The sequence below is a fragment of the Tistrella arctica genome (assembly GCF_039630945.1).
In the GTDB taxonomy this organism is placed as follows: domain Bacteria; phylum Pseudomonadota; class Alphaproteobacteria; order Tistrellales; family Tistrellaceae; genus Tistrella; species Tistrella bauzanensis.
This window is the reverse complement of record NZ_JBBKTV010000003.1, coordinates 516,161-533,422: the sequence shown is the minus strand read 5'-3', so window position 1 is coordinate 533,422 and position 17,262 is coordinate 516,161. Positions and strand designations below refer to the sequence as shown.

Below are 17,262 nucleotides of genomic sequence, written 5' to 3'. Positions count from 1 at the left end.
TGCAGATAACGGGCGCCGCGTCACCGCGACGCCCGTTTTCGGTATTATTCCGCCCACGACATCTCGGTCAGCGGGGTGATCAGCTCGGGCGCGTTCTGCCAATAGCCGCGCAGGCGCGCGTCATAGACACCGGCCTGGGCAAGCTGGAACAGGAAGCCGTGCACCGCGTCGTCGGCCAGCTTGGTCTGCATGGCCTTCAGCTTGTCGGTCTGAGCGGCCGGGTCGACGGTCTTGCGGAAATCGTCATACATCGCGCGGAAGTCGGCATTGTCATAGCCATAGAAGTAATCCAGGCCGCGGATGTAATTGTTCAGATCGCGCGGCGAGACATGCGCGATGACCGTCATGTCATACAGCTTCTTCTTATAGACCTCCGACAGCCAGAACGGGAATTCCACGTTCGAGAGCTGCACACGAATGCCGCCTTCCGCGAGCTGTTCACGGATGATCTCGCCCGAGCGGCGGGCATAGGGCGGGGGCGGCAGTTGAAGGGTGGTCTCGAAACCATCCGGAAAGCCGGCCTCGGCCAGCAGTTCCTTCGCCTTGGCCACGTCATGCGGATAGCGGCCGGTCAGGTCGACATAGGCCGGGTTATGGGGCGGGAAATGGCTGCCGATCGGCGTGCCATAGCCCGACATGGCGCCGTCGATGATCTCGCGGCGGTCGAGCAGATGGTTGATCGCCCTGCGCACGCGGATGTCGTTGAACGGCGGCTTGGCGTTGTTCAGCGCCAGGATCACCTCGCCCTCGGTTGTGCCCGAGACCACGACGAAGCGCTTGTCCTGCTTGAACTGTTCCAGCGTCTCGGGCGCCGGGATCACCGGGAAGGCATCGATATCGCCGGAAAACAACGCGGCGGCGGCGGTGTTGGGATCGGGGATCACCCGGAACGACACCTCGCGCAGCGGCGCCGAGGCTGCCAGCCGGTTGGCGTCGTTGCGCTCCAGCACCACCCGGTCGCCCCGCACCCAGCCCTTGACCTTATAGGGGCCGGAGCCGACCGGATCGGTCTTGTTGGTGGCGGCGCTGTCGGGATGCACGATCGAGGCATCCCCCATCGCCAGATTCGACAGGAAATAGGCGTCGGGTTCCTTCAGCCGGATCACCACCGTCAGCGGGTCGGGGGTCTCGATGGCGGTGATCAGCGCGAAGATGGTCTTGGTCGGGTTGACGCTGTCGGGCGCCATCGCGCGCTCGAAGGCGAACTTCACCACCGAGGCGTCCAGCGGCTTGCCGTCGGTGAAGGTCACGCCCTCATGCAGCTTGAAGGTGTAGACCGTGCCATCGGGCGAAATCTCCCAGGACTTCGCCAGCAGCGGCTGCACCGCGCCCGACTGGTCGGCCGTGGTCAGGGTCTCGAACACATTGCGGGTCAGGATGGTGTCGATCGAGGCGGTGGCATCCGCGGTCGGATCCAGCGAGGTCGGTTCCTGCTGAATGCCGATGACCAGGGTATCACGGGGTGCCGCCTGGACGGACATGACTGCGCCAAGGACTGCGAAGGCAGCCAATGCAGCAGCTTTGAGCGTGCGACGATGCATGCGGGTGCGATCCTGTTCCTGTCTTGTGGCGGCGTCCTGTCCGTGGCGCGGGCGCCTGCATACGGAAGCCTGCCTTATGGGTGCGCCGGGGGGAGAGGCCGGTGAACGACAAGATGGTAGCGGATCACGACCGAAGTTTTGCAGAAATATGACAGTTGCATGACGACACCCGCATCGATTGAACGATGCGGGTGTCGCCGGCTTTGCGGATCTTGCGCGGTTGCAAGCGGGCAGCCATCCGGGCGAGGGGTGCCCGGCCTAGAGGATGAACTTCGACAGATCCGAATCACGCGAGATGTCGCCCAGCCGCGCCTCGACATAGGCGGCATCGATCACCACCGTGTCGCCGGAATGATCGGTGGCGGCGAAGCTCACCTCGTCGAGCAGCTTCTCCATCACCGTATGCAGCCGGCGGGCGCCGATATTCTCGACCCCGCGGTTGATTTCCGCGGCGATATCGGCCAGGGCCGCAATGCCGTCGGTGCGGAAATCGAGCGTCACCCCCTCGGTTCCAAGCAGGGCCGCGTACTGCTTCACCAGGCTCGCCTCGGGCTCGGTCAGGATCCGGACCAGATCGTCGCGGTTCAGCGCATCCAGCTCCACCCGGATCGGCAGCCGGCCCTGAAGCTCGGGCAGCAGATCGGACGGCTTGGCGACATGGAAGGCGCCCGAGGCGATGAACAGGATATAGTCGGTCTTGACCGCGCCATGCTTGGTGGCGACCGAGGTGCCCTCGATCAGCGGCAGCAGGTCGCGCTGCACGCCCTCGCGGCTGACATCGCCACCGGTGCGGCCTTCGCGCGCGCAGATCTTGTCGATCTCGTCGAGGAACACGATGCCGTTCTGCTCAACCTGGGCCAGCGCGGTCCGGGTGATGTCTTCCTGATCGAGAAGCTTGTCGCTTTCCTCGGTCAGCAGCAGTTCCATCGCCCGCTTGATCCCAAGCTTGCGGCGCGACTGCCGGCCGCCGAACATCTTCGACATCATTTCCGACAGATTGGCCATGCCGGCCTGGGGCGGCAGGCCCGGCACCTCGAACACCGGTGCTGCACCGGCGCTTTCGGCAATCTCGATCTCGACCTCGCGGTCGTCGAGCGTGCCCTCGCGCAGCATCTTGCGGAATTTCTGGCGGGTGTCGGCATTGGCGTTCTCGCCGACCAGCGCGTTCAGCAGCCGTTCCTCGGCGGCAAGCTCTGCCGGGGCGCGGACGTCGCGGCGGCGCTGCTCACGCACCTGCACCAGCGCCACTTCCACCAGATCGCGGATGATCTGTTCGACATCGCGGCCGACATAGCCCACCTCGGTGAACTTCGTCGCCTCCACCTTCAGGAACGGCGCGTTCGCCAGCTTCGCCAGCCGGCGGGCGATCTCGGTCTTGCCGACGCCGGTGGGGCCGATCATCAGGATGTTCTTGGGCAGAACCTCCTCGCGCAGCGCTTCAGGCAGTTGCTGGCGGCGCCAGCGGTTGCGCAGCGCGATCGCCACCGCCCGCTTGGCCTGGCTCTGGCCGATGATGAAACGGTCGAGTTCCGAGACGATCTCGCGCGGGGAAAAGGCCGGGGTATCCATCACGCGTTCTCCAGGCTCTCGACGATGACTTCGTGGTTGGTGTAGACGCAGATATCGGCCGCGACCTTCATCGCCTTGCGGGCGATCGCCTCGGCGTCCAGCCCCTCGATATCGGCCAGCGCGCGGGCGGCGGCCAGGGCATAGGTGCCGCCCGATCCGATGCCGATGATGCCGTCCTGCGGCTCCAGCACGTCGCCATTGCCGGTCAGCACCAGCGACACCTTGGCATCGGCCACCGCCATCATCGCCTCCAGCCGGCGCAGATACCGGTCGGTCCGCCAATCCTTGGCAAGCTCGACGCAGGCCCGCGCCAACTGCCGGGGGTGGCGTTCCAGCTTGGCTTCAAGACGCTCCACCAGCGTGAAGGCATCGGCGGTGGCGCCCGCGAAGCCCACGATCACGCTGCCGTCGCCGATCCGCCGCACCTTGCGGGCATTGGCCTTCATCACCGTCTGACCGAGCGACACCTGCCCGTCACCCGCGATCACCACCCGGCCGCCGCGGCGCACCGAAAGGATCGTGGTGCCGTGCCATGTCGTCGTCGTCTCACCATTGCTCATCTGTCTGGAGCCCGTCCTCGATAGACACCGGTGGCAAAGGCGGATGCCACCGGAATGCCCGCTCATGTGGCCCGGAACGGCGCGGGGGTCAAGTACCGGCTGCCCCGCACGGGCTCAGTGGCTGTGATCGCCCATGGGTGCCGGGCGGCCATGATCGCGTGGGTGGGCGCCCAGCAGATGGCGGACGACCGGCGGCTCGGTGCCCCGGTGGAAACCGGCCACCCGCTCCTGATGGGCGACATCGCTCAGGGTCACCCGGCGGTGATGGCGCAGATGTTCCAGCCAGGATGCGGCGAAGAAGATCTCCTCGAACCGGCCCGGATCCTCGGCATCCTCCAGCACCCGCCAGCCGAAGGCGCCGTCGCGGCGGCGGATGCGGGCCAGGGGCTGGATGGCGTGCAGAAACGCCTGACGCTCCGCGGGATCGATCCGATAGGTGATGGTCACCAGCACCGGCCCGCGATCCCCGGCGATCGGGCCTGCCTGCGCCGGCTCCGGCCAATGCATCGAGGGCGTGAGGTCAGGCGTGCCGGCGGGCAGGGCAACCAGACGCGCGACAATCAGGGCCGCCAGACCGCCCCCGGCGGCGGCGATCAGCAGTGCCGTCTGGATCGACAGGGCCTGCGCGACACTGCCCCAGATCGCCGATCCCGCGGTCATCGCGCCGAAGAACACCATCAGATAGATGGCAAGCCCGCGCGCGCGCACCCAGTTGGGCAGCACCGACTGGGCGGTGACGTTCAGATTGGTCAGAACCGCGATCCAGGCGCCGCCGGCCACGAACAGCAGCAGGCCGGCGATCCAGGGCAGCTCCACCAGGGCCAGGGCGGCGGTGGCGGTGGCGGTTGCCAGGCTGCCGGCCAGCACCAGCATGGCACCGGGCAGCTTCAGCCGCGGCATCAGCAGCGCGCCGCTGACGGCGCCGGCGCCGATCGCCGCCAGCAGGATGCCATAGGTGGTGGCATCGGCGTTCAGCCGTTCGCGCGCGATCAATGGCAGCAGCGCCCAATAGGCCGATCCGAACAGGAAGAAGGTGGCGGCGCGCAGCAGAACCCGCTTCAGATCGGCCGATCCGGCAGCATAGCGCAGCCCGGCGCGCATCGCCGGCAGAAAGGCTTCGGGCGGCAGATCGGCTGGGGCGGGCATCCGGCGCCACCAGATGAACACCGCGATCACCACCAGATAGGACAGGGCATCGAACAGATAGGCGGCGGCAACCCCGGCCGTGGCGACGATCAGCCCGCCCAGGGCCGGCCCGATGGCGCGCGACACGTTGATGCCCAGCGAATTCAGCGCCACAGCCGGGCGCAGTTCAGCCTTGCCGACGATTTCGGGAATGATCGCCTGAAAGGCCGGCCCGGCCAGGGCGGCGCCGGCGCCGGCAACCAGGATCAGCGCCAGCAGCAGCCAGGGTGTCATCAGCGCCAGATGCGCCGTGGTGGTCAGGGTCAGCGCCACCAGCAGCAGCCCGGCCTGCACGCCGATCAGCAGCCGGCGCCGGTCGACGATGTCGGCGAGCGCGCCTGCCGGCAGCGACAGCAGGAACACCGGCAGCGTCGTCGCCGCCTGCACCATCGACACCAGCAGCGGCGAGGGCGACAGCTCGGTCATCAGCCAGCCGGATGCCACGTCGCGCACCCAGGTGCCGGTGTTCGACACCAGCACCGCCAGCCAGATGAACAGGAACACCCGGTTGCGGAACGGCGCCCAGGCGCTGGCGGGGGCGGAAGCGGGTGTGGTGGCGGGATCAGGGGCGGCGGATGTGGTCATGGCGATGGCTCACTTGGTCTGGAAGGGAACCTGTACGGCAGTTAGACCGCCCAGCAGGAACAGCCGAACACGCCCCAGAAGCTGCGGTCATCCGCGGCAGGCCCGCGGGCGGCAAGCGCGCGGGCATGATCATGGCCATGCACGCCGCAGCCATTGGCGCAGCCGCAGGCATGGGCCATGGCCGGGCTGGCGGCCGGCCCGTCAACCACCGGCCGGCGCTGATAGCCACCGAACCGCCGGACCGGCGACCAGTCGGGCATCGCCGGGGGCAGGTCGGGCGCCAGCCCCGCGAAATCCTCGCTGGCATGAACCACACTGCCGCCAAGCAGGGTCAGCACGCTTTCGGTGTCTTGCAGCGCGTCGTCCGGCACGGTCATGATATCGCGATCCAGCACCGCCAGATCGGCCAGTTGGCCGGGCGTGATCCGGCCCTTCTTGCCCTCTTCGGTGGAAAACCAGGTATTGCCGGCGGTCCACAGATGCAGCGCCTCGTGCCGGTCCAGGCGATTGGCCCACGGATAAAGCTGCAGGCCCCCCAGGGTGCGCCCGGTCACCAGCCAGGCGAACGACACCCATGGATTATAAGAGGCCACCCGCGTCGCATCGGTGCCGGCCCCCACCGGCACGCCGGCCTCCAGCATCCGCCGCACCGGCGGGGTGCGTTCGGCCGCCGCGTGGCCATAGCGGTCGACGAAATCCTCGCCCTGGAACATCATCCGGTGCTGAACCGCGATGCCGCCGCCCAGCGCCGCCACCCGGTCGATATTGCGGTCGCTGATCGTCTCGCAATGGTCCAGCATCCAGTGCAGGCCATCGATCGGCATCTCGCGGTTCACCGCCTCGAAGGCGTCCAGCGCGCGGGTGACGGTCTCGTCATAGGTGGCATGCAACCGCCAGGGCCAGCGGTTTTCCACCAGCACCCGCACCACATCCTCAAGCTCGGTTTCCATGGATGGGGCCAGGTCGGGCCGGGGCTCGCGGAAATCCTCGAAATCGGCGGCCGAGAACACCAGCATCTCGCCGGCGCCGTTATGGCGCAGGCTGTCATCGCCTTCGCCGGGCCGGATCATCCCGCCCCAGCGCTTGAAATCCTCGACCTCGCCACCCGGCTTCTGTGTGAACAGGTTATAGGCGATGCGGAGCGTCAGCAGCCCCTCGGCATGAAGCTGGCGGATGATCGCATAGTCATCGGGATAGTTCTGGAAGCCGCCGCCGGCATCGATCACGCCGGTGACACCCAGCCGGTTCATCTCACGCATGAAATGGCGGGTGGAATTCGCCTGATACTCCGGCGGCAGCGGCGGCCCCTTGGCCAGGGTCGCATACAGGATCATCGCGTTCGGCCGGGCCAGCAGCAGGCCGGTCGGCTCGCCGCGGGCATCGCGCTGGATCTCGCCGCCGGGCGGGTTGGGGGTGTCCTTCGTATAGCCCACCACCCGCAGCGCCGCGCGGTTCAGCAGCGCGCGGTCATACAGATGCAGGATGAACACCGGGGTGTCGGGGGCGACCGCATTCAACTCGTCCAGGGTCGGCAGACGCTTTTCGGCGAACTGATGCAGGGTGAAGCCACCCACCACCCGCACCCATTGCGGCGCCGGGGTGTTGTCGACCTGCCGCTTCAGCATCGCCATCGCATCGGCCAGCGAGCGCACGCCATCCCAGCGCAGTTCCAGATTATAGTTCAGCCCGCCGCGAATGATGTGCATATGGCTGTCGATCAGCCCCGGCACCACCCGCCGGCCGCCCAGATCCAGAACCCGGGTATCCGGTCCGGCGCTGGCCATGATCGGCCCGGCATCGCCCACGGCGCTGAACCGGCCATCGGTGATCGCCACCGCCTCCGGGTCCGGTATCGACGGGTCCATGGTGGTGAAGCGGCCATGGGTGAGGATCAGGTCCGGGGCGGTGGTGCCGGTCATGACGGGTCTCCTGAAGGGGCGTGCAACGGGTCAGCCGCGGGGGTCGGGATCACAGGGCGGGGTGGGGTGCGCCCCGGTGCCGCCCGACGGCAGGTCGCCCAACACATGCGCGGCACAGGTCTGGCTGATGCTCGACACGGTCAGCGTCTCGCCGCCGATCACCCGCTTGGCCAGCGGCACCACCTGTTCGCCCAGAAGAATGCCCAACAGGCCGATCAGCGCGATCACCGGCGGTGCGGGGGAGCGGACATGCAGCATGGAATAGACCACGCCGACCAGCAGCCCGGCCCCCAGGGCCATGGCATAGGATCTGATATCGGCCATCACCGGCCTCCTGCATGGGGTGCGGGCCTGCCGGGGCAGGCCCGTTGACGCGGGGGGGAGACGATGCGGGGAAGACGGGGGCGGATCAGGCGGCGGCGACCGGGTCCAGGGTCGGCCCGTGGGTCACGCGCTCGGGCGCGCCATGAACCATGGTATAGGCATAATCGACACCCATGCCATAGGCGCCGGAATGCTCGCGCACGATGTCCATCACCGCGTCGTAGCTGTCCTTGCGCGCCCAGTCGCGCTGCCATTCCAGCATCACCTGCTGCCAGGTGACCGGCACCACGCCGACCTGGATCATCCGCTGCATGGCATAGTCATGGGCGGTCTTGCTGGTGCCGCCGGAGGCATCCTCGACCATATAGATCTCGTAGCCGCCTTCCAGCATCGCCGACAGCGCGAAGGAGTTGTTGCAGACCTCCGTCCACAGGCCCGACACCACCACCTTTTTGCGGCCATTGGCGGCCAGCGCGTCGCGCACCTTCTGGTCGTCCCAGGAATTCATCGAGGTCCGCTCCAGGATCGGGCTCTCGGGGAACACGCCCAGCAGTTCCGGATAGGTGTGGCCCGAAAAGCCCAGGGTCTCGACGGTGGTGATTGTGGTGGGGATGGCGAACACCTTCGCGGCCTTGGCCAGCGCCACGACGTTGTTCTTCAGCACCTGCCGGTCGATCGACTGCACGCCGAAGGCCATCTGCGGCTGCTGGTCGATGAAGATGATCTGGCAGTTATGGGGGGTGAGCAGTTCCAGCTTGGTATCGGTCATGATCCTGGTCCCGTGATGTCGATGATGATGGAAAAGGTGAGGCGTCGAGACCGCTCAGCCGCGCAGGAAGGCGAGCATGTCCTGATTCAGCTGTTCGTTGTGGGTGTTGGTCAGGCCGTGGGGCGCGCCGGGATAGACCTTCAGCTCGGCATGCGGCACCAGATGCTTCGAGGCGCGGCCGGCGGCATCGATCGGCACGATCTGGTCGTCGTCGCCATGGACGATCAGGGTCGGCTTGTCGAATTTCGCCAGGTCTTCGGTGAAGTCGGTTTCCGAGAAGGCCTTGATCGAGTCGAAGGTGTTCTTGTGACCGCCGGTCATGCCCTGGAACCAGAAGGCATCGATCATGCCCTGCGACGGCGTGGCGCCCGGCCGGTTGAAGCCGAAGAACGGGCCCGAGGCGATGTCCTGATACAGCTTGGAGCGGTCGGCGAGGCTGGCGGCGCGGATACCGTCGAACACCTCGATCGGCAGACCGCCGGGATTGGCCTCGGTCTTCAGCATCAGCGGCGGCACCGCCGAAATCAGGCCCAGCCGCGCCACCCGGCCGGTGCCATGGCGGCCGACATAGCGGGTGATCTCGCCGCCACCGGTGGAGAAGCCGAACAGCGACACGTCATGCAGATCCAGGGCCTGGATCAACTGCGCCAGATCGTCGGCGTAATGATCCATGTCGTTGCCGTCCCAGGGCTGGCTCGACCGGCCATGACCGCGACGGTCATGAGTGATCACGCGGAAGCCGTTATCGGCCAGAAACAGCGCCTGGATCTCCCAGCTGTCGGCGTTCAGCGGCCAGCCATGGCTGAGGATGACCACCGGCCCGTCCTTCGGCCCCCAATCCTTGTAATAGAGCTCGACATTGTCGCGGGTGATGATGCTGGGCATGACATGGGTCTCCGTGAAATTGAGGTCGCACCGGTCCTGTCACCGCCGGATCTGATCCGACGGGGTGGGGCATAGCAGCGTGGTGATCGATGGGAAAAGCCCAGGTCACACAAGTCATGGCCATGTCATATGACCATTCCGACCCGGATTAACTTGAAGATCTGTTCGACATCAAGGCAGAAAGATGCCTGTCACATCCGTGTCATCTGCTCCCTGCCCGGTCTGTCCTCGTGCTGTGTCTTCAGAATACCGTGGGGTTAAAAAACTGCAAATTGCGATACTGCAAAAGGATGTTTGCAGAAATGCGGGTGGCGATGGCACGAACGCAAATGGACCGTAACGCCGGTCAGGGCATTACGGTCCATCGGGTATGGACAACCGCCGGCTCAGAGCAGATGTCGGTACTGCACGAAGCCTGAGCGGGTGGCGATGCGGTCGTACAGTTTCATGGCGTCGGTGTTGGTCTCGTGGGTCAGCCAGTGGACGCGTGAGCAGCCGGCGGCGCGGGCGATGTCGTAGACATGGGTGATCAGCCGGCGGCCGATGCCGGCGCCGCGGATCGACGGGTCGACGAACAGATCCTGAAGATAGCAGTAGTCTTCGGTCGTCCAGCACGAGCGGTGGCGGACATGGTGGACCATCCCGATCGCGGCATCGCCCCGCCAGGCCAGCGCGCCGCCCATCGGCTCGGCCGCGTCCAGCATCCGCGCCCAGGTGACCGCCCTGACCGCGTCGGGGATGTCGACCTTGTAGAAGGCCTGATAGCCCCGCCACAGCGGCAGCCAGGCGTCGTGGTCGGCGGCGGTGAACGGCCGGATGGTGATGGTGGTGTCGGGGGTGTCGGGGGTGTCGGTCATGATGCGGATCTCGATGCCGGAGGGGAGGGGAGCGACGATGCCGCCGCCGCCGGGCGCGGGGGCCGCGAGCCCAGCGCGCACAGCGCGGCGATGAAGATCAGGGTGAAGCCGGCGATATCGCTGGTGGATGGCCGCTCGCCCAGCAGCAGCACGGATGCCGCCACCCCCACCACCGGCACCAGCAATGTACCCAGACCGGCCATGGCGGCGGGCAGCCGCGACACCGACTGGAACCACAGCAGATAGGCAAGCGCGCTGCCGATCAGGGTGTTATAGGCCAGCCCGATCGCCGGGATCAGGTGCAGGCCCTGGCCGATGCGGGCGCCGTCGATCAGGAAGCCGATGGTCACCGCCACGGTGCCGGCAGCAAGCTGCCAGGCGGTGATCGCCAGCGGGTGGCCGCGGATGCCGGCCCATTTCAGCCAGACCGTGCCCGCCGCCCAGCTCACCGCCGAGCCAAGCGCGAACAGCACGCCCACCGGCATGTCCTGGCCCCAGAGCGGCCAGAGCAGCACGCCGAGCCCGGCCATGCCCAGCAGCAGGGCGCCACCCCGCCACCGGTCCAGCCGTTCCCCCAGCGCGACGCGGGCAAACAGCGTCGCCCAGATCGGCATGGTATAGGCGCAGATCGCCGTGCGGCTGGTGGTGGTGCCAAGCTGCGCGAAAGCGGCCAGAATGCCGAAGCCGCCGGTGCTGAGCAGGCCCGCCATCGCCAGATGATATCTCTGGCGCCCGGATTCGATGTGAAGGCTGACACCGCGCCAGCGCGCCACCGCCATCAGGATCGCCGCCGCACAGCCGAACGACACCACCCGCAGCGCCCAGGGCGACAGATCCTGAAGTGCCGCGCGGCCCGCCGGCCAGTTCAGCCCCCAGATCACCGTCACCAGCAGCAGCGAGGCGCGGGCGGCCAGATCGCCGCGATGGTGGCTGCCGGCGGAAGCGAGGCCGGTCATCAGAAGCGCAGCCGCTGATGCTGGCGGCCGGTCTCGTCGAAATTCTCCGGCCGCAGCCATGCCTGATAGCCGGCCTTCAGCCGCGGCCATTCGCCATCGGTGATCGAGAACCATGCGGTGTCGCGGTTGTGGCCCTTCACCACCATGTGCTGGCGGAAGATGCCCTCGAAGCTGAAGCCGAAGCGTTCCGCCGCCCGCCGCGAGGGCGCGTTCAGGGCATTGCATTTCCATTCGAACCGACGATAGCCGCTGGTAAAGGCCAGATCGGCGAACAGGAACAGCGCCTCGGTCGCCACCCGGGTGCGGGCGATCGCCGGCCCCCACAGGATGCTGCCGATCTCGATCACCCCATGGGTGGTATCGATGCGCATCAGGGCCTGCCGGCCCTCGGCGCGGCCGGTCGCCTTGTCGATCACCGCGAAGAACAGCGGATCCGTGCCCGATGCCGCCTTGTCGAACCAGGCGCCGAACGCGGCTTCATCTTCCGGCGGCGTCTCGAACAGCCAACGGAAGCGGTCGTCGGCGCCGGGTGCCGCCGATGCCTGAAACAGCGCGCGGGCATGGGCCGTGGCATCGAACGGCTCCAGCCGGACATAACGGCCGTCCAGGGCCGCGCGCGGCGGCGGCGGCGCGCCGGTCCAGGCGGTGAGATCGGAAGACGGTGTGGTGGTCATGAGCGTATGTCCTGCGGGTCGGCGACGCGATGGCGGGTGCTTGTCATTTGCACGCCCGACAGGTCTGATGTAAACGTCCAGTTTCAGGATTATGACCAGACCGGTTTGACAGGGACATCATGCACCCGGCCCCGACATGGCTGATGCCCGACCGCGCGGCCGGGGATCTGGAAGGCCAGATCTATCGCGGCCTGCGCGACCGCATCCTGTCGGGCCAGATGGCGGCGACGCAGCGCCTGCCATCGACCCGCGCCATGGCCATGGCGCTGGGGGTGGCGCGATCGACCGTGGTCCATGCTTATGACCGGCTGAAGGCCGAGGGCTATCTGGATGGCCGGCCCGGATCGGCGACCGTGGTTGCGGCGATCGCGCCGGCACCGGCACCGGCGCCGCGCCGGGCGCCGTCACCGGTGCCGGTGACCGCTGGTGCCGGCGGCGAGGCACCGCCCCGGCTCTATGCCCCCGGTATGCCGGATCTGGCCAGCTTCCCGCATGCCGACTGGGCCGCCTGCCTGAAGGCCGGCGCGCGGTCGTTCCGCACCAGCGATCTGGGCTATGCCGAAACCACCGGCCTCGCGGCGCTGCGGCAGGCGATCATCGATCATGTCAGTGTGACGCGTGGTGTGTCGGCGACCGCCGATCAGGTTCTGATCCTGCCATCCACCCGCGCCGCGATCGATCTTCTGGCCACGGTTCTGCTGACCGGCCGGGGTGCCGGCCGCGAGGATGTCGTCTGGCTGGAAGAACCGGGCTATCCCGCCGCCCGGGCCGTGTTCGCCGCCGCCGGCGCGCGGCTGGCGCCGGTGCCCTGCGATGCCGCCGGGATCGATGTCGCCGCCGCCCTGGCCACCGGCCAGCCGGCCCCGCGGATCATCTACACCACGCCCTCGCATCAATACCCGACGGGGGTGACCATGACGCTGCCGCGCAGGCTGGCGCTGCTGGAGGTGGCGCGTTCGGCCGGCGCGATCGTGATCGAGGATGATTACGACAGCGAGTTTCATTATGGCGCCCATCCCATCGCCGCCCTTCAGGGCATCGACCGGTCGGATGTGGTGGTCTATCTCGGCACCTTCTCGAAGACCCTGGCCCCCGGATTGCGGGTCGCCTACATGATCGTGCCGCAACGCCTGTGGGCCCCGGTCTCCACCGCCTTCCGGCGGCGGGGGGCTGCGGTGTCGGGCCATATCCAGGCGGGCCTTGCCCGGTTCATGCGCGATGGCCGGCTGCGCGCCCATCTGCGCCGCATGACGCCGGTTTATGGCGCGCGCATGCGGGCAACGGCCGACGCCCTGCGCCGCCATTGCGGGCCGGTGCTCGATCTTGGCGATGGCGAAGACGGGCTGCAGCGCGCCACCTGGTTTCGCGATCCCGCCTGCCCGGATGTCGCCATCGCCGGCCGGCTGGCGGCACAGGGCTTCGGCATGCAGCCGATGTCGGGCTTCTTTCTGGGGCCGCCGCGCCCCGGGCTGCTGTTCGGGATCGCCGCCGTCGATCCTGCCCGCATCGATGCCGATGCCGCGCGGATCATGGGCTGCTGCGGCCCTCGATGAACGACCGCCGCCGGGCCAGCATGGTGGCGCAGTACTCCAGAAAGGTGTGCACCCGGCCGGATTTGCGCAGATCCGGATGGGTCAGCAGCCACAGCGCATCGGCCAGCGCCGGATCGGCAGGGCCGATACGGACCAGATCGGGGATCATGTCGCCGGTCATGCAGGGCAGATAGCCAACGCCCACCCCGGCCGAGATCGCCGCCGCCATGCCCTGCACAGAATTGGTCCGGAACACGATCCGCTCAGGCGGCACTATCGTGTCGATCAGCCGGGTGACCTTCAGCCCGGCCAGCTCGTCGCAGAAGGATGCCCACATGTGATCGGCCAGACGGTCTGGGTCAGGATGGCCGGGGCCAGAGGGTCCGGGGCCAGAGCGTTCGGGGCCAGGGGGGCCGCCGGCAAAATCGCTCCGCCGGCCATAGGGTGCCCAGCCGATGTCGGCAATGCGCCGGCCGACCATGGTCTCAGGCGGATTGTCGGTCGCGCGCACCGCGATATCGGTTTCACCACGCGCCAGGTTCAGCGCGTCATTGCCGATCACCATCTCGATCCGCACCGCCGGATGCAGCCGGGTGAAGCCGGCGATCACCGGCATCAGCAGGAATGTCGCCAGCCCATCGCTGGTGGCGATGCGCAACGCACCGGCCAGTTCCTGATCCAGCCCCGCCAGCCTGCGGGTGACGGCGACGATGTCGATTTCCAGCCGCTGGGCCAGGGCCACCAGCTCGGCACCGACCGGGGTTGCGACATAGCCCTGGCGGCGGCGCTCGAACAGCGACAGCTCAAGCAGCTTCTCGATCTCGCCCAGCCGCCGGAACACGGTCGAGGCATTGACCCCGATCTGCGCCGCCGCGGCCGACAGGCTGCCCAGCTCGCCGATCGCCTTCACCACCCGCAGATCGTCCCAGCACAGCTTCTTCAGCGGATCGTTCACGCAGGGCCCCTTCACCCGGTGTCCGGCCGGCGCCGGAGCGATCATGGTTCCGCCCGCATGATCGCCCATGACCGCCGCCGATGTCATGGCGATTTGGCGGGTATTGCTCCGCATGGCGGGCGACACCCGGTCATCCGGCCGATTTTCTTTGGGTTTTCCCCCTGAATTTCATACATCTACCCCAGATCCCGATCCACCACCCCAAGGCCCGGCAGAACCCGCCAGCGGAGACGAGATGAGCCAGCGCACCGCCACGGTCACGCGCAACACCCGCGAGACGCAGATTTCCGTGACCGTCGACCTCGACGGCCAGGGCCGTTATGACGTGAAGACCGGCATCGGATTCCTCGATCACATGCTGGACCAGTTGTCGCGTCACAGCCTGATCGATCTGACCGTGCGTGCCGAAGGCGATCTGCATATCGATTTCCACCACACCACCGAAGACAGCGGCATCGCGATCGGCGAGGCGGTGGCGAAGGCGCTGGGCGACCGGCGCGGCATCACCCGCTATGCCCATGCCTATATCCCGATGGACGAGACCCTGACCCGGGTATCGCTCGACCTGTCCAACCGGCCCTATCTGATCTGGAAGGTGAATTTCACCCGCGACAAACTCGGCCAGATGGATACCGAGCTGTTCAAGGAATGGTTCCAGGCCTTCGCTCAGGCGGCCGGCGTCACGCTGCACGTTGAAAACCTCTACGGCGAGAACAATCACCACATCGTCGAGTCGTGCTATAAGGGCCTTGCCCGGGCGTTGCGGCAGGCGATCGAGATCGACCCGCGCGCGGCCGGCGCCGTTCCGTCCACAAAAGGGGTGCTGGGCGGATCGCTCTGACCGCCCCCCCACCGCCACCCCCCTCTGCCATCATCACCATCCGGTTCCGGAGCCCATGCGCATCTATTCGGTTCACGTGCCCCCGCTGATCAGCCCCATCGACCGCGCCCGGGTCGTGGCCGAGGGGTTTTCGTGGGCGGGGTTCGTGCTGGGGGTGCTGTTCGCGCTGTGGCACCGGCAATGGCTGGCCGCCGTGCTGCTGCTGGTGGCCGGCATGGCGGTCTCGGCGGCGCTGGGTCTGGCCGGTGCCGGCGAGGTTGCGATCACCATCGCCAATCTGGCGGTGAGCGCGGTCTATGGCGTGGTCGCCAACGATCTGCGCCGCCGCCGCTATGCCCGGCTTGGCTGGCGCGAGATCAGCCCGATCGCGGCCAGCGATGGCGACGAGGCGCTGTATCGGGCGGCGATGCTGTATCAGCCGGCCGCCCCGGCACCCCGCCCTGGTCACGACCAGCAGCCGCTGCACAACCTTGGCCATGGCGGGGGCCATCTGGGCGGTCTCGGCGCATCCTGAGCCCGCCATCGCCGCCGGTCGATGCAACCGGCACCAGACCCGCTTCCTGACCTGCACGTGAAGGCACCCATGAACATCGTCGTCATCGACTACGGCTCAGGCAATCTGCGCTCCGCCGCCAAGGCCTTCGACCATGGCGCCCGAGAAGCCGGCGTCGCCGCCACGGTGGTGGTCAGCTCCGATCCCGATCAGATCATGCGTGCCGACCGGCTGGTGCTGCCCGGGCAGGGCGCCTTCGCCGATTGCCGCGCCGGGCTCGACCAGATCGACGGACTGGCCGAGGCGCTGGAGGTGGCGGTGCGCCGCAAGGGCACGCCGTTCTTCGGCATCTGCGTCGGCATGCAGTTGCTGGCGACCAGCGGCTTCGAGCATCGCGTCACCGAGGGGCTGGACTGGATCGGCGGCCGGGTCGAGGCGCTGACCCCATCGGACCCGGCGCTGAAGATCCCGCATATGGGCTGGAACGGGCTGGACTTCACCCCCGGCTGCCATCCGGTGCTGGCGGGCATCGCCCCCGGCGCCCATGTCTATTTCGTCCATTCCTATGCCATGCGGGTCGATGAGCCGCGCGATCTGCTGGCGACCGCCGATTATGGCGGACCGGTCACCGCGATCATCGGCCGCGACAACATCATCGGCACCCAGTTCCACCCGGAGAAAAGCCAGCATGTCGGTCAGGCGCTGATCGGCGGCTTCCTGCGCTGGAAGCCCTGACCCGCTCTCCCCGCCCCACCCCCACCCTCACCCGCCACACCGACACCGACACCGACACCGACACCGCGTCATACCAGTCGAGGACCGCTGCCCCGTGATCATCTATCCCGCCATCGATTTGAAGGACGGCGCCTGCGTGCGTCTGGTGCAGGGCGACATGGACCGCGCCACGGTGTTCGCCGACGACCCGGCGGCCCAGGCCGCGCGCTTCCAGGCCCAGGGCTTCACTTGGCTGCATGTGGTGGACCTGAACGGCGCCTTCGCCGGCCGGCCGGTCAATGGTGCCGCGGTCGACGCCATCATCCGGGCGGTCGACATGCCGGTGCAATTGGGCGGCGGCATCCGCGATCTGGCGACGGTTGAAAGCTGGCTGGGCCGTGGCCTGTCGCGGGTGATCCTGGGCACGATCGCGGTGCGCGATCCGGCGCTGGTGCGCGAAGCCTGCCGGCTGTTTCCGGGCAAGGTGGCGGTGGGCATCGATGCCCGCGACGGCATGGTGGCGGTGGAAGGCTGGGCCGAGACCTCGACCATGAGCGCCGCCGATCTGGCGCTGGCCTTCGAAGATGCCGGCGCCGCCGCGATCATCTATACCGATATCGGCCGCGACGGCACCCTGGAAGGCCATGATGCCGAACAGACCGCCCGCCTGGCCGACCGGCTGACCACGCCGGTCATCGCCAGCGGCGGCGTGGCGGCCATCGACGATATCCGGGCGCTGAAGGCGGTGGAGGCGCGCGGGGTCGCCGGCGTCGTCACCGGCCGCGCGCTCTATGACGGCCGGCTCGACCCGGCCGAGGCGCTGGCGGTCGCGGCCGGCGCCTGATCCACTCCCCCGCCTCCGCACCACCGCACCCACGCATCATCTTCCAGCCAGCGGACGCC

At 67.8% G+C, this 17,262-nt stretch carries 17 protein-coding genes; 5 read left to right on the top strand and 12 right to left on the bottom strand.

Annotation, left to right across the window (positions count from 1 at the left end):
• Positions 1-44: 44 nt before the first annotated feature.
• The 11 genes from WG924_RS09285 to WG924_RS09235 form a co-directional block, all read right to left on the bottom strand.
• The gene (locus WG924_RS09285) at positions 45-1,481 is read right to left on the bottom strand and encodes an ABC transporter substrate-binding protein (protein ID WP_345932724.1); all 1,437 of its coding nucleotides are present in this window, start codon (positions 1,479-1,481) and stop codon (positions 45-47) included.
• Positions 1,482-1,799: 318 nt separating this feature from the next.
• Entirely contained in the window at positions 1,800-3,110 is a 1,311-nt protein-coding gene (hslU, locus tag WG924_RS09280; protein WP_345932723.1) for an ATP-dependent protease ATPase subunit HslU, read from the bottom strand.
• Complete coding sequence (gene hslV / locus WG924_RS09275) at positions 3,110-3,670, bottom strand: ATP-dependent protease subunit HslV (RefSeq protein ID WP_188579279.1); 561 nt, start codon at positions 3,668-3,670, stop codon at positions 3,110-3,112. Before hslV ends, hslU begins: the two co-directional genes overlap by 1 nt.
• Positions 3,671-3,784: 114 nt before the next feature.
• On the bottom strand, positions 3,785-5,440 hold the full coding sequence (locus WG924_RS09270; protein WP_345932722.1) for an MFS transporter: 1,656 nt from the start codon (positions 5,438-5,440) through the stop codon (positions 3,785-3,787).
• 41 nt (positions 5,441-5,481) lie between these two features.
• Positions 5,482-7,359: an amidohydrolase gene (locus tag WG924_RS09265; protein ID WP_345932721.1), complete on the bottom strand. Its 1,878-nt coding sequence runs from the start codon at positions 7,357-7,359 to the stop codon at positions 5,482-5,484.
• A 30-nt stretch (positions 7,360-7,389) separates the two neighbouring features.
• Positions 7,390-7,674, bottom strand: a complete 285-nt coding sequence (locus tag WG924_RS09260) for a DUF1427 family protein (RefSeq protein WP_345932813.1) — start codon at positions 7,672-7,674, stop codon at positions 7,390-7,392.
• A 94-nt stretch (positions 7,675-7,768) separates the two neighbouring features.
• On the bottom strand, positions 7,769-8,452 hold the full coding sequence (locus WG924_RS09255) for a hydrolase (RefSeq protein ID WP_345932720.1): 684 nt from the start codon (positions 8,450-8,452) through the stop codon (positions 7,769-7,771).
• A gap of 54 nt (positions 8,453-8,506) precedes the next feature.
• A complete protein-coding gene (locus WG924_RS09250; protein WP_345932719.1) occupies positions 8,507-9,337 on the bottom strand; it encodes an alpha/beta fold hydrolase in 831 nt (276 codons plus the stop codon).
• Between the two features lie 386 nt (positions 9,338-9,723).
• Positions 9,724-10,194, bottom strand: coding sequence for a GNAT family N-acetyltransferase (locus tag WG924_RS09245; RefSeq protein ID WP_345932718.1), 471 nt, complete (start codon positions 10,192-10,194; stop codon positions 9,724-9,726).
• Positions 10,191-11,150 carry a DMT family transporter gene (locus tag WG924_RS09240; protein WP_345932717.1) on the bottom strand — a complete coding sequence of 320 codons (960 nt, stop codon included), beginning with the start codon at positions 11,148-11,150 and terminating at the stop codon, positions 10,191-10,193. The genes WG924_RS09245 and WG924_RS09240 overlap by 4 nt, the downstream gene beginning before the upstream one ends.
• Positions 11,150-11,824, bottom strand: coding sequence for a GNAT family N-acetyltransferase (locus WG924_RS09235; protein WP_345932716.1), 675 nt, complete (start codon positions 11,822-11,824; stop codon positions 11,150-11,152). Before WG924_RS09235 ends, WG924_RS09240 begins: the two co-directional genes overlap by 1 nt.
• A 143-nt stretch (positions 11,825-11,967) precedes the next feature.
• On the opposite strand from WG924_RS09235, the gene pdxR reads away from it, so the two are divergent.
• Complete coding sequence (gene pdxR, locus WG924_RS09230; RefSeq protein WP_345932715.1) at positions 11,968-13,377, top strand: MocR-like pyridoxine biosynthesis transcription factor PdxR; 1,410 nt, start codon at positions 11,968-11,970, stop codon at positions 13,375-13,377.
• Here the strand turns inward: pdxR and WG924_RS09225 are convergent.
• Positions 13,352-14,311 (bottom strand): LysR family transcriptional regulator, encoded by a 960-nt coding sequence (locus tag WG924_RS09225; protein ID WP_345932714.1) that lies wholly within the window; start codon positions 14,309-14,311, stop codon positions 13,352-13,354. The genes pdxR and WG924_RS09225 overlap by 26 nt on opposite strands.
• 235 nt (positions 14,312-14,546) lie before the next feature.
• Between WG924_RS09225 and hisB the strand changes: the two genes are divergently transcribed.
• The 4 genes from hisB (at position 14,547) to hisA (ending at position 17,203) form a co-directional block, all read left to right on the top strand.
• Positions 14,547-15,152 carry an imidazoleglycerol-phosphate dehydratase HisB gene (gene hisB, locus WG924_RS09220; protein ID WP_345932713.1) on the top strand — a complete coding sequence of 202 codons (606 nt, stop codon included), beginning with the start codon at positions 14,547-14,549 and terminating at the stop codon, positions 15,150-15,152.
• A gap of 55 nt (positions 15,153-15,207) precedes the next feature.
• Positions 15,208-15,666 carry a DUF2628 domain-containing protein gene (locus tag WG924_RS09215; protein WP_345932712.1) on the top strand — a complete coding sequence of 153 codons (459 nt, stop codon included), beginning with the start codon at positions 15,208-15,210 and terminating at the stop codon, positions 15,664-15,666.
• A 69-nt stretch (positions 15,667-15,735) separates the two neighbouring features.
• A complete protein-coding gene (hisH, locus tag WG924_RS09210; protein WP_345932711.1) occupies positions 15,736-16,380 on the top strand; it encodes an imidazole glycerol phosphate synthase subunit HisH in 645 nt (214 codons plus the stop codon).
• A gap of 94 nt (positions 16,381-16,474) precedes the next feature.
• A complete protein-coding gene (gene hisA, locus WG924_RS09205; protein ID WP_345932710.1) occupies positions 16,475-17,203 on the top strand; it encodes a 1-(5-phosphoribosyl)-5-[(5-phosphoribosylamino)methylideneamino]imidazole-4-carboxamide isomerase in 729 nt (242 codons plus the stop codon).
• Positions 17,204-17,262: the final 59 nt, after the last annotated feature.

What these genes read in the sequence shown, in the direction of transcription:
- WG924_RS09270 (WP_345932722.1), bottom strand. Translation starts at nt 5,440, where the DNA reads ATGACCACATCCGCCGCCCCTGATCCCGCCACCACACCCGCTTCCGCC.
- hslV (WP_188579279.1), bottom strand. Translation starts at nt 3,670, where the DNA reads ATGAGCAATGGTGAGACGACGACGACATGGCACGGCACCACGATCCTT.
- WG924_RS09245 (WP_345932718.1), bottom strand. Translation starts at nt 10,194, where the DNA reads ATGACCGACACCCCCGACACCCCCGACACCACCATCACCATCCGGCCG.
- WG924_RS09255 (WP_345932720.1), bottom strand. Translation starts at nt 8,452, where the DNA reads ATGACCGATACCAAGCTGGAACTGCTCACCCCCCATAACTGCCAGATC.
- pdxR (WP_345932715.1), top strand. Translation starts at nt 11,968, where the DNA reads ATGCCCGACCGCGCGGCCGGGGATCTGGAAGGCCAGATCTATCGCGGC.
- WG924_RS09265 (WP_345932721.1), bottom strand. Translation starts at nt 7,359, where the DNA reads ATGACCGGCACCACCGCCCCGGACCTGATCCTCACCCATGGCCGCTTC.
- WG924_RS09235 (WP_345932716.1), bottom strand. Translation starts at nt 11,824, where the DNA reads ATGACCACCACACCGTCTTCCGATCTCACCGCCTGGACCGGCGCGCCG.
- WG924_RS09215 (WP_345932712.1), top strand. Translation starts at nt 15,208, where the DNA reads ATGCGCATCTATTCGGTTCACGTGCCCCCGCTGATCAGCCCCATCGAC.
- hisB (WP_345932713.1), top strand. Translation starts at nt 14,547, where the DNA reads ATGAGCCAGCGCACCGCCACGGTCACGCGCAACACCCGCGAGACGCAG.
- WG924_RS09285 (WP_345932724.1), bottom strand. Translation starts at nt 1,481, where the DNA reads ATGTCCGTCCAGGCGGCACCCCGTGATACCCTGGTCATCGGCATTCAG.
- WG924_RS09240 (WP_345932717.1), bottom strand. Translation starts at nt 11,150, where the DNA reads ATGACCGGCCTCGCTTCCGCCGGCAGCCACCATCGCGGCGATCTGGCC.
- WG924_RS09250 (WP_345932719.1), bottom strand. Translation starts at nt 9,337, where the DNA reads ATGCCCAGCATCATCACCCGCGACAATGTCGAGCTCTATTACAAGGAT.
- hisH (WP_345932711.1), top strand. Translation starts at nt 15,736, where the DNA reads ATGAACATCGTCGTCATCGACTACGGCTCAGGCAATCTGCGCTCCGCC.
- hslU (WP_345932723.1), bottom strand. Translation starts at nt 3,110, where the DNA reads ATGGATACCCCGGCCTTTTCCCCGCGCGAGATCGTCTCGGAACTCGAC.